This window comes from Actinomycetota bacterium, from assembly GCA_016700055.1.
In the GTDB taxonomy this organism is placed as follows: domain Bacteria; phylum Actinomycetota; class Acidimicrobiia; order Acidimicrobiales; family Ilumatobacteraceae; genus Kalu-18.
This window is the reverse complement of record CP064997.1, coordinates 1061748-1074161: the sequence shown is the minus strand read 5'-3', so window position 1 is coordinate 1074161 and position 12414 is coordinate 1061748. Positions and strand designations below refer to the sequence as shown.

At 71.3% G+C, this 12414-nt stretch carries 10 protein-coding genes; 7 read left to right on the top strand and 3 right to left on the bottom strand.

What is annotated here, in order from left to right; translation table 11 throughout:
- Positions 1-15 precede the first annotated feature (15 nt).
- The 5 genes from rho to IPM43_05130 all read left to right on the top strand — a co-directional run bounded on the left by rho (position 16) and on the right by IPM43_05130 (position 7140).
- A complete protein-coding gene (gene rho, locus IPM43_05150) occupies positions 16-1875 on the top strand; it encodes a transcription termination factor Rho (protein ID QQS25758.1) in 1860 nt (619 codons plus the stop codon).
- A gap of 113 nt (positions 1876-1988) precedes the next feature.
- Positions 1989-2204 (top strand): 50S ribosomal protein L31, encoded by a 216-nt coding sequence (gene rpmE, locus IPM43_05145; GenBank protein QQS25757.1) that lies wholly within the window; start codon positions 1989-1991, stop codon positions 2202-2204.
- Positions 2205-2342: 138 nt separating this feature from the next.
- The gene (locus tag IPM43_05140) at positions 2343-3653 is read left to right on the top strand and encodes a DUF1800 domain-containing protein (GenBank protein QQS25756.1); all 1311 of its coding nucleotides are present in this window, start codon (positions 2343-2345) and stop codon (positions 3651-3653) included.
- A gap of 12 nt (positions 3654-3665) precedes the next feature.
- Positions 3666-6122 (top strand): DUF1501 domain-containing protein, encoded by a 2457-nt coding sequence (locus IPM43_05135; protein ID QQS25755.1) that lies wholly within the window; start codon positions 3666-3668, stop codon positions 6120-6122.
- Between the two features lie 10 nt (positions 6123-6132).
- Positions 6133-7140, top strand: coding sequence for a hypothetical protein (locus tag IPM43_05130; GenBank protein ID QQS25754.1), 1008 nt, complete (start codon positions 6133-6135; stop codon positions 7138-7140).
- Positions 7141-7151: 11 nt separating this feature from the next.
- Here the strand turns inward: IPM43_05130 and IPM43_05125 are convergent, their stop codons facing one another.
- The gene (locus tag IPM43_05125) at positions 7152-7649 is read right to left on the bottom strand and encodes an Hsp20/alpha crystallin family protein (GenBank protein QQS25753.1); all 498 of its coding nucleotides are present in this window, start codon (positions 7647-7649) and stop codon (positions 7152-7154) included.
- A 125-nt stretch (positions 7650-7774) separates the two neighbouring features.
- Here IPM43_05125 and prfA point away from each other — a divergent pair, with 125 nt between their 5' ends.
- Both prfA and prmC read left to right on the top strand, forming a co-directional pair.
- A complete protein-coding gene (gene prfA / locus IPM43_05120; protein QQS25752.1) occupies positions 7775-8857 on the top strand; it encodes a peptide chain release factor 1 in 1083 nt (360 codons plus the stop codon).
- Between the two features lie 20 nt (positions 8858-8877).
- Complete coding sequence (prmC, locus tag IPM43_05115) at positions 8878-9735, top strand: peptide chain release factor N(5)-glutamine methyltransferase (protein ID QQS25751.1); 858 nt, start codon at positions 8878-8880, stop codon at positions 9733-9735.
- A 27-nt stretch (positions 9736-9762) separates the two neighbouring features.
- Here prmC and IPM43_05110 read toward each other — a convergent pair whose 3' ends face one another.
- Together IPM43_05110 and IPM43_05105 are read right to left on the bottom strand one after the other, a co-directional pair.
- Positions 9763-10167: a hypothetical protein gene (locus IPM43_05110; GenBank protein QQS25750.1), complete on the bottom strand. Its 405-nt coding sequence runs from the start codon at positions 10165-10167 to the stop codon at positions 9763-9765.
- 37 nt (positions 10168-10204) lie between these two features.
- The gene (locus IPM43_05105) at positions 10205-12409 is read right to left on the bottom strand and encodes a prolyl oligopeptidase family serine peptidase (protein ID QQS25749.1); all 2205 of its coding nucleotides are present in this window, start codon (positions 12407-12409) and stop codon (positions 10205-10207) included.
- Positions 12410-12414: the final 5 nt, after the last annotated feature.

Genomic DNA, 12414 nt, shown 5'->3' with positions numbered 1-12414 from the left:
GGAAAGCAGGTAGTAGTGGCCGCAGAGGCGCTAGAGCAGTCGGTGCTCGAATCCAAAGACAAAGAACAACTTCTCGCGATCGCTTCGGCGCTCGGTGTGAAGGCGACGAGCCGGTCGAAGAAGTCCGACATCATCGACAAGATCCTCGAGACCGTCGGCGCCGGCGCATCAGCCGCGCCGGCGGCCGAGGGCAACGGCGCCACGTCACGGCCGGCGGACCGGTCGCCCCGGGGCGCAGCTTCTCCCGAAACCGGCGAAGCCGGCGACGACGAACGTCGCGCCGACGACAGCGCGGCCGCCGACGCAGCCGCGCCACCCTCGGCCGAGGTGGATGCCGTGGTGCTCGGACCCGACGGCGAGCCCCTCGCCGAGTGGGAGATCGAGCTGGCCAAGCAGGGGGTCGACACGGCCGAGCCGGCCTCGTCGGGCGGCGCAGCCCGCTCGGAGCGCTCGGGTGGGGACGCCGAGGGCTCCCCGCGCCCCCCGCGCGACGATCGCCAGGCCGGGCAAGGCCGCCAGGGCGCCGAGCGCCAAGGCGGACAGGGCGGACAGGGCCAGCAGGGCGCCGAGCGCCAAGGCGGACAGGGCCAGCAAGGTGGGCAAGGCGGCGCGCACGGTGACGACGGCGACGGGAATCGCCGCAAGCGTCGGCGTCGTCGGGGCAAGTCGGGCCGCGACGAGATCGGCCCCCAGGGGACCGACCGCGACATCGTGGAAGAGGGTGTCGAGCAGCCCTCGATGGAGCCCGTCGCCGTGTCCGGCTATCTCGACCTGCGCGACGAGGGTTACGGCTTCTTGCGCGTGAAGGGCTACCTGCCGAGCAAGGACGACGTATACATCTCGGTGCGCCAGACCCGCCAGTACGGGCTGCGCAAGGGTGACCACATCACCGGCATGTCACGTCCGGCTGCCCGCAACGAGAAGAACCCGGCGTTGCTCGAGCTGCTCACCGTGAACGGCGGCGACCCGGACAAGATCAAGAACCGGCCTCGCTTCGAAGACCTCACCGCGCTCTTCCCCGACGAGCGGCTGCACCTCGAAGACGGCAGCGACCCGATGAACATGACGGCGCGGATCATCGACCTCGTCTCGCCGATCGGCAAGGGCCAGCGCGGCATCATCGTGTCTCCGCCGAAGGCGGGCAAGACGACGGTGATGAAGACCATCGCCACCGCGATCGAGCGCAACAACCCCGAGGTGACGCTGATGGTGCTGCTCATCGACGAGCGCCCCGAAGAGGTCACCGACATGCGCCGCACGGTGAAGGGGGAAGTGATCTCTTCCACCTTCGACCGTCCGAGCGACGAGCACACCCACGTCGCCGAGCTCGCCATCGAGAAGGCCAAGCGTCTCGTCGAGCAGGGCGAGGACGTGGTGGTGATCCTCGACGGCATCACCCGCCTGAGCCGCGCCTACAACCTCGCCGCCCCGGCGAGCGGGCGAATCCTGTCCGGCGGCATCGACGCCGGTGCGCTCTACCCGCCGAAGAAGTTCTTCGGAGCGGCGCGCAACGTGGAAGAGGGCGGCTCACTGACGATCCTCGCGACGGCGCTGGTCGAGACGAACAGCCGCATGGACGAGGCGATCTTCGAGGAGTTCAAGGGCACCGGCAACATGGAGCTGCGTCTCGACCGCAAGCTCTCCGAGCGGCGCATCTACCCGGCGATCGACGTCGACGCGTCGAGCACGCGCCACGAGGAGCTGCTGTTCGACCGCAAGCAGCTGCAGATGGTGTGGAAGCTGCGTCGCGTCCTCTCCGGTCTGGCCGCCGACGGCAACGCCGCCCCGGGGCTCGAGCTGCTGATCGACCGGTTGCGGACGTTCCGCACGAACGACGAGTTCTTGAACGAGATCGCCAAGCAGCCCTCGATGTGACGCACCCGCTGTCACCTCGGCCACCCGTGATGGGTGGGGCGAGGAGGCCGCGTCGGTACACTTATTCGGTCCTTGGAGCGAGGGATTCGCTCGACGAAGCGGAGCAGATCGCGATGAAGTCCGACATCCATCCCACCTACACCGAGGCCGTCGTGGTCTGCTCGTGCGGCAACACGTTCACCACGCGCAGCACCCGCGACGGCGAGCTCCGTGTAGAGCTGTGCAACGAATGCCACCCGTTCTTCACCGGCAAGCAGAAGCTCGTCGACACCGGTGGCCGGGTCGAGCGGTTCAACCGCCGCTACGGCCAGCGCAAGTCCAAGGGCTGATCCTTAGGGTCCCGCCACCCTCCGTGGTGGCCCTTGACGAAATCCTGACTCTTCCTTTGGTGTACCGGCGCTCGGGCGCGACCGATACCTGACCTGGGACCGCGGCGGCAGAGCGCGGCGAGTTGGGAAGGGGTCTCCGTGGCGTCGAGCACCGACGACATCACGCATCTGTTGCGGCGCACCGAGTTCGTCGCTCGTCCGGCGCGGGTCAGCGCGCTGACCCCGCTCGACTTGAGCGCAGCCGTCGACGACGTGCTGAACGTCGGCCTGAACCCCGCCGACACGCTGCCCCCGTTCCTCCAGGCCCACAACGAGAACATGACCTGGGAGCAGTTCGTCGCCTCCGTGCACTGGTGGATCGACCGCATGGTCGACGTGCCTCGTCCGGTGCAGGAGAAGATGACGCTGTTCTGGCACGGGCACTTCGTGAGCGGGTGGGAGAAGGTGTTCCGCACCGACGCGATGCTCAGCCAGAACCGGCTGTACCGCCAGCGGGCACTGGGCGACCTGCGGCTGCTGGCACAGGCGATGGCGATCGAGCCGGCGATGCTGCTGTATCTCGACAACGCCGAGAGCGTGAAGGGCAACGAGAACCAGAACTTCGCCCGTGAGCTGCTCGAGCTGTTCCTGCTCGGCGTCGGCAACTACGCCGAGTCCGACGTGGAGGCCGCGGCAAAGGCGTGGACCGGGCACAACCTGGACTGGGACACGTACCGGTACGTGTTCCGCCCCGGTGACCACGACACCGCCCAGAAGACGTTCTTCGGCACGACGAGGGACTGGAACGGACCCGACATCATCGACCACGTGCTGCGTGACAACCCGTCCACGCGCGCCGTCGCCGCTCGGTTCATCGCCAAGAAGCTGTGGGAGTTCTTCGCGTACCAGGGGCCGAGCGCCGATCTCGTGAACGCGCTGGCCGACGGCTTCATCACCAGCGGGCTCGACATCCGCGCGCTGCTGCGCGCGATCCTGCTCCACCCCGAGTTCTACAGCCAGCGTGCCCGGCAGGGGATGGTGCGGTCGCCGATCGACTACGTCGTGGCGCTGATGGAGGCCACCGGGCATCGCTGCGCGACGTTGCACCCGGAGTGGTTCTTCGAGGACATGGGCCAGGTGCCGTTCAACCCCCCGAACGTGTCCGGCTGGCGGCTGAACGGGTACTGGGTGAACTCGGCGACCTTCGGTGGACGGGCGTCGATTGCTCGCCACGCCACCTGGTCGATGCGCGAGGACGGTGGATTCGACCACCTGAAGCAACTCACCGTCCCCGCGGCGATCGCGGAGATGGCGACGATGTTCCGCCTGGTGCCGCTGTCGTCGACGACCGACGCGGCGCTCACCACCTGGCTGCAGGGCGAGCGATCCGTGGAGCCGTGGGGCGGGTGGTGGCAGCCGACCAACCTGCTGACGATGTCGATGCTCACCCCCGAATTCCACGTGGCCTGATCGGAACCGACGATGCTTGACCCCGACATCTCCACTGCTGATGCCCGCCGGTTGCTCTCCGTCCAAGACGACGACCCGAGCGGCTGGAGCCGCCGGCAGTTCCTGACCGCGGTCGGTTGGGGCGTCGGCGGCGGCGTGCTGTTCGGCAGCCTCGGGGAGCTCGTCGCCCCCGGCCTGTTGCCGGGAGGGCTGCGCGACGCGTGGGCCGCCGAACCTGTCGCTGACGACGAGGGGATCCTGATCTCCATCGTGATGTACGGCGGCAACGACGGCCTGAACACCGTCGTCCCCTTTGCCGACTCCAACTACCAGACCCAGCACGGCCGGCTCGCGATCGGAGCCGCGCAGGCGCTGGCCCTCAATGCCAGCGTCGGGCTGAACCCCGAGCTGACCGAGCTGAAGACACGTTGGGACGCCGGCCAGCTCGCGGTGATCCAGGGTGTCGGCTACCCCAACCCCGACCTCAGCCACTTCAACTCGATGGCGAAGTGGATGTACGGCCGGGCCGGCTCGGGCGTCCCGACGTCGGGCTGGGTGGGGCGCTGGCTCGACGGCCTGCCCGGCGGAGCCGACCTGTTCCGGGCGGCGACCATCGGATCGAGCGTGCCGCTGCACATGGTCGGCGAACAGCGTCGGGCGACAGCGGTGCCCCCGTGGGGCGTCGGCTTCGGCGGCGACACCGATCCTGCCGACGCGCGCATGTACTCCGGGCTGCGCAACTACAGCGCGGCGGCGAGCGGGCGTGGCCAGTGGCACGACACGGTGGCCTCCACGGTGCGCAACCAACTCGACGTCGCCGCCACCGTCGCCCCGGTCTTCGCGGCCGCGCTGCCCGACAGCGAGATCGTGCGCAAGCTCGTCGTAGCCGCGCGGCTCGTCAACGCGAACCTCGGACTGCGGGTGATCGACGTCGGCTGGGGTGACTTCGACAGCCACGCCAATCAGCCGTACCAGCACACGGAGCGCATGCGTGAGCTGAACGACGGCATCCGCCAGTTCTTCGCGGCTCTCGACGGACGCTGGCACGGCCAGGTGGCGTTGATGACCACCTCGGAGTTCGGGCGCACGTCGTACCGCAACGACTCCAACGGCACCGACCACGGCACCGCCGCGCCGCACTTCGTGATCGGGCGCAACGTGAAGGGGGGGCTCTACGGCATGCAGCCCTCGCTCGCCGGTCTGCGCCGCTGGGACCGGATGGCGCACCACGTCGACTTCCGCTCGATGTACCGCAGCGTGATCGACGGATGGCTGGGCGGTGGGGGGTCGACCGTGCTCGGGGGCGAGTTCGAGGACCTCGGTCTCTTCAGCCAGCCTCCCGGCGGAGGCGGCTCCGGCCCTCCGTCGACCGGGCCCGGCGGGTTCGTGCCGCTCACACCGGCACGGGTGCTCGACACCAAGACCGGGGTGGGCGTGGGCACTGCGGCGCGGATGACCACGAGGGGCACGATCTCCTTCCCGGTGGGCGGCCTCGGCGGCGTCCCTGCGGCGGGCGTGACCGCCGTCCTGCTCGACGTGACGGCCACCGAAGCTTCGGCCCAGACCCGGCTCACCTGGTTCCCGGCGGGGCAGGCGCAGCCGAACACGGTGCAGCTCTGGCCGGCGCGCAGCACCACGCTCAGCAACTTGGTCGTCGTGCCGCTCGGTGAGCTCGGCGCGGTCTCGGTGTACAACGCGACCGGGCGCGTGCATGCCCGCGCCGACGTCGTCGGCTACTTCGGGTCGGGCATCGGCACCACGCTCGCCCCGCTGGCTCCGGCGCGCCTGCTGGACACGCGCACCGGTCTCGGCGCGGCGAAGGCCAAGCTCGGCCCGAGCGGCACCGTCGATCTGCAGGTGACCGGTCAGGCCGGGGTGCCCGCTGACGCGTCGGCGGTGGTGTTGCAGGTGGGCTCCACCCGCTCCACGGCGAACTCGACGCTGACGGTGTGGCCGAAGGGTGCCCCCCGGCCGTCGACCGCGAGTGTCGACGTCATGAAGACTCGTGCGGTGTCGAACCTCGTCGTGTGCCCGATCGGCACCGGCGGGATGGTGAGCGTCTACAACGGCTCCGGCTCCACCGACGTCAGCGTCGACGTCGTCGGGTGCTTCGTCGGCACAGCGCTCGCGCGACACGTGTCGATCCCGCCGGCGCGTCTTCTCGACAGCGCCGCCGGGATCGGCATGCCGCCGGCCGCAATTGGCACCGCGTCGCGACGTGTCGTCGTTGCCGGAGCAGGCGGAGTGCCGGTGGACGCCGAGGCCGTCGTGCTGAACATGGTCCTCGTCGGCCCGAGCACGGTCACCGACCTGACGGCTTGGCCGGCCGGCCAGCCCCGCCCGACCATGCCCCACGTCAGCACGAAGGCGGGGACGACGCTTGCCGGCACGGCGATCGTGCCCATCGGCCAGGACGGATCGATCGATCTCAGCCTGCGCACAGGGACCGGGCACGTGATCGTCGACGCGGTCGGCTACTTCGTCGCTTAGCCTCGCCGGGGTGTCCGTACTCCCCTCCGGCACCACCTCGGACGGCGCGGAGCGCCGCGCACGGCTCAACGCGGCCAAGCTCCGCGCCCTCGTTCGCGACCACCTCGGGCGCGAGCTCGTCGCCGACCCCGCCGCGTTTGCCCGCGGCGCGGCTCTCGTCGAATCAGGAGTTGGCTGGGTGTTGGTCGACGAGCAGCCAGAGCGTGGGCTTGGCGCGGCGATGGCCTGGGCGATGCGCGCCGGCGCCGGCTCTTTGAACCTGCTCGCCGAATCGTCCACGGGTGTGCTCGCGCGGCGTGCGGGCGAGATGTCCACCGAGGTGCGCGTCTGGCAGGTCGAAGGACGCGCGCTGGTGGCTGCCGTACCCGAGCAGTTCTGCCCCTCGCCGCCGGTGCCCGTCGAGCACGAGGCCTTCCGCGAGGTGATCGCGGCCGCGGGCGCGACGCCGAACGTGGAACACGGGGTGCTGGTCGGCGAGGTGCGCGGGCTGGAGGTGTGCCGGGCCGTCACCGATCCCCACACCGGCGCCGCCCGGCTCGAGGTGGGAGTCGGAGCCCATGACCGCGAGGCGTTCGCGCTGTTGCACGGCGACACCCCGACGGTCGACTCGCTGGCGCGCATCGTCGGCGTCGTCGCCGAACGCCGCCGGCCCGGCGCCGATCCACACCCGCTGAATCGCCTGGGGGCCGAACGCGCGCTGCGCGGCGACGCGCTCGACGATCCTCACCGCGTGGGGGCGGCCGAGCTGCGTTCGGCGGACCCGCCGGTGCCACGGCGCAATGTGAAGGATGCGGTGCCATGCGTCGCGCAGGGCCTCGCCGAAGACGGCGGACCGCTGGTCGTGGTGTTCTCCACCGGCATCGACCTGGATCTGGTGCCGTTTGCCGCCGACGCGCGGCTTGCGCTGGACCCCGACGCGGAACTGGCGCTGGTGGTGCCCGAGCGCGACGCCGCGCCGGTCACCGCAGCGCTGGCTTCGGCGCTGCGCCGGCCGGCGCGGCTCGTCGGTTGGGTCTAGAGCCGAAGCGTTCAGCTCTCGGCGGCGTCGGACTCGCCAGGGGCCGACTCGGCGGCCGTCGTGTCGAGGACGGCCGGCTCCGGCGCGGTGGCGATCTCGATCCGGCGCACGGGAGGCTCGACGACTTCGACAGGGGCGACGGTGACGCTCAGGCGGCCGTTCGCGTAGCGAGCCTCGACACGCTCGGGGTCGAGGGCCGGGCCGAGCTTGAACGTGCGCTGCCAGGTGACGGCCGGGGCTTGCGCCTCGGTGGCCGACGGGGCGGGCTCGGCGGTGACCGACAGGGTCAGCACGCGGGCGCTCACCTCTACGCCGACGCGCTCGGCGGGCACTCCGGGCAGGTCGACGGTGAGCACGAGCGAACCGTCACGCCAGCCGGCGTCGACGACGGGCGAGCGCCGCGGGGTGCCGAACCCGGCGACCAGTTGGTCGAAGGCGCGGTCGAACTCGACGGGCGAGGTGAGCAGGGCGGCATTGAAGGGACGGACCAGACGACGATGAACCAGCATTGGTGGGCTTCTCCTTGGGAGAGGTGGATTGCTCATTCCGACTCTACAAAGAAGCTGAGCTGATCCAACTCAAGTTTGCTGATCTGCCGCGTGAGGGTGTGGCGCCTCGTAGCCTCGGCACTGTCATGGAGCACGGCGACAGGTACGAAGATCTGCTCGGGACACTGCAGGCCGAGCTGGCCTCGCTGGAAGCAGACCTCTCCGATTCCGCGGTGCTGTCGGACCAGGGACGTCTCCGCGACGCCTCCCGCCGCTACCGGGAGCTGGCGCCCGTGGTCGAGTTGACGAGGCGCCTCGTGGAGCGCCGAGGCGACGCCACCACCGCGCGTGAGCTGCTCGAAGGCGCCAACGCGGAAGAGCGCGAGCTGCTCACGGCCGAGCTGGCCGAGGCCGAGGCCGACGCGGCGCGGATGGACGCCGAGCTGACCGTCTTGCTGCTGCCCAAGGACCCGAACGAGGGCAAGGCGGTGATCGTCGAGATCCGCGGGGCCGAGGGCGGTGAGGAGGCGAACCTGTTCGCCCGGGATCTGTACGAGATGTACACCGCTTACGCCGCTCGTCACCGGTGGCCGGTCGAGGTGCTCTCCGTCGACCCGAGCGACCTCGGCGGGCTCAACCAGGTGACGTTCGTCGTGCGCGGCGACGACGCATGGCGCCATCTGCACCTGGAGGGCGGGCCGCACCGCGTGCAGCGGGTGCCGGTGACCGAGAGCCAGGGACGCATCCACACCTCGTCGGCGACGGTGATGGTGCTGCCCGAGGCCGACGAGGTCGACGTCGTCGTCGACGAACGTGACCTCGACGTCGACGTGTACCGCGCGAGCGGGCCCGGTGGCCAGGGTGTGAACACCACCGACTCGGCGGTGCGCATCACGCACCGACCGACGGGCATCGTCGTGACGATGCAAGACGAGCGCAGCCAGCTCCAGAACAAGGCCAGGGCGATGATGGTGCTGCGCTCGCGCCTCAAGAAGGCGGCCGAGGACGAACAAGCGGCGACGATGTCGGCCGAGCGGCGCTCGCAGGTGGGCGGCGGCGGGCGCAGCGAGAAGATCCGCACCTACAACTACAAGGAGAACCGGGTCACCGACCATCGCATCGGCTTCACGCTGTACAGGCTGGCCGACGTGATCGCGGGCGACCTCGACCCAGTCGTCGAGGCGCTGCTCTCCGACGAGCGGGGGCGCCTGCTCGCCGGCGACCGATGACGAGTGGGTCCGGCGCGCCCGTGACGTGGCGCCGTCTGTGGACCGAGACGGCGGCAGCCCTCGACGACCGGCGCGCCGCCCGTTGGATGTGCGAGGTGGCGAGCGCGCTGGAGGGCGACGAGTTCTTCGCCGCGCTCGACGAACCGGCGACGCAGCGGATGGTGGCTCACCTCGACGCGATGGTGGCGCGCCGCCGCGCCGGCGAGCCGCTGCAGTACGTGCTCGGGCGGTGGTCGTTCCGCCGGCTCGATCTGCTCGTCGACCGGCGGGTGCTGATCCCCCGGCCGGAGACCGAGCTCGTCGCCGAGGCTGCGCTGCGCCAGGCGCGTGAGCTGCTCGTTCACCGCGACTCGGTGACGGTGGCCGACCTCGGCACCGGCTCGGGGGCAATCGGGCTGGCGCTTGCCGACGAGCTGCCGCTCGGCCGGGCGCTGGTGTGGCTCGTCGATTCGTCGGCGGCCGCGCTCGAGGTCGCGCGCGCCAACCTCGCCGGCATCGGGCGCGCGGGCGCGCACGTCCTCGTCGCCGAGGGGAGCTGGTTCGACGCGCTTCCCGCCGAACTGCGCGGTCGCCTCGACGTGGTCGTGTCCAACCCGCCCTACGTCGCCGATGGTGATCCCGAGGTGGCGCCGGAGGTCGCGCAGTGGGAGCCCGCGACGGCCTTGTACAGCGGTGCCGACGGGCTCGACGCGGTGCGCGCGATCGCGGCGGGGGCGCACGACTGGCTGAGCGTTGGTGGCTGGCTGGTGCTCGAGGTGGGCCATCGCCAGGGCGCGGCCGTGCGTTCGATCCTCGTCGCTGCCGGTCTGGTCGACGTCGAGGTGCGGCCCGATCTCGCCGGCCGCGACCGCATCGCGCTGGCGCGGCGCCCCGGCTGATCCGGCTAGTTCGGCTGGTCCGGCTGGTCAGCCGAAGCGGGCGGCGATCTGGCCGAGGATCGTCGCCTCGTCGAGGTCGACGTCGTGGTCGACCCCGGCCACGTCGCGGGCGGCGGAGAACAGCGATCGGCGCAGCACGCTGCTGACGACGCGCGCGTCGATGTCGGCGAGCAGGTCGGCGACACCGCCTACCTCACGCAGCGCCGAGCGGACCTTGGTGATCGCTTCGCCGAAGTGCTGATCGAAGCTGAACGTGTCGGTCTCCCAGCCGGCGTCCTCGCTGATGACGCGGATCTCGTCGAGTTCGTCGGCGCTCAACCGCCCGTCTGCGTACATCACGAGGAGCAGCAGCTCGACCGCGGCCTCGTGCTCCGCGTCTGCCGTGGCGTGGACAGCCACGTGACGGTAGAGCTCTTCGATGCTGTCCTTCATCGTGGTCGACCGTAGCCGCTGCCGCTCGGTCGTCGCCTCAACCGATCAGGCCGAGTGCCCGACGCAGGAAGTCGAGCTGGTGCAGCAGCAGGTTCTCGGCGACGACGGGTTGGGGGGTCATGTGGGTGACACCGCTCAGCGCCAGCATCTCGTGCGGTCGGCCCGCGGCGAGCAGGGCACCCGATAACTGCAGGCTGTGCGCGGCGACCACGTTGTCGTCGGCCAGGCCGTGCACCAGCAGCAGCGGACGCTCGAGCAAGCCGGCTTCGACGATCAGCGAGCAGCGGTCGTAAGGCGAGGGGTCGTCGTTCGGGTCACCCAGGTAGCGCTCGGTGTAGTGCGTGTCGTAGAGACGCCATTCGGTGACCGGCGCGCCCGCGATCGCAGCGTGGAACACGTCGGGCCGGCGAAGCACGGCGAGCGCGGCTAGATAGCCGCCGAAGCTCCAACCGCGGATCGCCACCCGGGTCAGATCGAGCTGGGGGACTTCGACCGCGGCGTGGAGCAGTGCCTCGACCTGGTCGTCGAGCACCGGGCCGGCGAGGTCGAGGTGGACGGCGCGCTCCCACTCGCTGCCCCTCCCCGGCGTGCCGCGGCCGTCGACGACCACCACCGCGAAGCCCTGGTCGGCGAACCACTGGCTGGACAGGTAGGCGGGGTCGGCGGCGAGCACGCGCTGGGCGTGGGGGCCGCCGTAGGGGTCGAGCAGCACCGGTAAGCGGTCGTCGGGCCCCACACCGTCGGGCAGCAGCACCGCGGTCGCGAGGTGGCGCCCGCCGAGGCGCAGCAACTTCGCGCGCGGTGTGACCAGCGGGGTCTCGGCGTGGTTCGTGAGCTCGATCGACGCCGGCTCGGGCAGTGCCTCGTCCGTGTCGGCGGTGGCTGCGTCGGCGGTAGCTGCGGCGGGGGCGGCCAGGTCGGCTGCGTCGTGCACGGTCGTCACCGACCGAGCCTGCCCGAGGGCGACGCGGCGCAGCGCGACGGTGGGGCCGCCGACCGCCGCGGTGTGCACGCCCGAGCCAGCGGTCAGCGCTTCCAGCTGGCCCTCGCGCCAACGCCAGACGTGCTGCACCGTCGGGTCGTCGAGCGGGTTGGCGAGCAGCACGACCGTCGCCGCGGTGGTGCTGAGCACGCTGCGCACCTGTAGCTCGGCAGGGGTCACCGGCTCTCCGCCGACGATCAGCCGCCTGGCGCCGTCACGGTCGGCGCAGGTCACGAGGCGTCCGTCGGCGAGAGCGCTCGGGGTGCCGGGGACGAGCTCGACCCACGCGTCGTCGGTGTCGCTCCAGCGCTCCTCGGTGCGCCCCGACTCGGCGTCGGCCTCGAGCACCACGAGGCGGCGCTGGTCACGTGACTGCACCGCCAGCAGCAGGCGGTGAGGCGCCACCCAGCGCACCTCGGCCAGGTAGGGCAGCGACTGGCGGTCCCACACGACCTCGGTCGAGGTGCCGTCGAGGCGGCGCACGTGCAACGTGACGATGGCGTTGTCGGTGCCGGCGGCCGGATAGGCGATCTCGCTCGGGGCGCGAGATGGCTGGGCAGGGTCGCCGATCCACCACCGCTGCACCGGCGAGGTGTCCACGCGGCAGGCGGCGACGGCGGTGCCGTCCGGGTTCCACCAGTAGCCGCGCTGGCGGCCCATCTCCTCGGCGGCGATGAACTCCGCCGTGCCCCACGTGACGTCGATGTCGTCGTCGGCACCGAGCACACGCGTCGTCGCGTCGAGCTCGGCCACCCGCAACGTCGGCCCGCACACGTACGCCAGCCGACGGGCGGTGGGGTCTGGCCGGGGATCGAACACGGGGCCGGGTACGCTCAGCTCGCGCGCCGTGCCCGAGAGCAGGCCGGCGACGAACAGCCGCCCGCTCAGGGCGAATGCGGCGACCGTCACGGCGAGGTCGGTGGCGTAGGACACCACGCCGCCCGCGCTCTCGCGGGCTCGCTCACGCCGGGCGAGCTCCTCGTCGGGGAGCATCTCCTGGTCGGGCTCGCCGTGCTCGCCTTGCTCCGCGACCGCCAGCTCGGCCGGGTCGGCGACGAGGCGCTCGGTGCCGCTGGCCACGTCGAGCACCCACAGGCAGTTGACCGCGTCGTCGCCGGCGCGGCTGCGCAGGAACACGACCCGCTGGCCGTCCGGCGACACCGTCAGCGTGCGGGGTTCGCCGAGGGTGAGCCGCTGGGTGCGCGCGTACTGCCGGGGGAACGTGTCGCCGCCGGCCACCGGTCGGTCGAGCTCGGACATCGCGG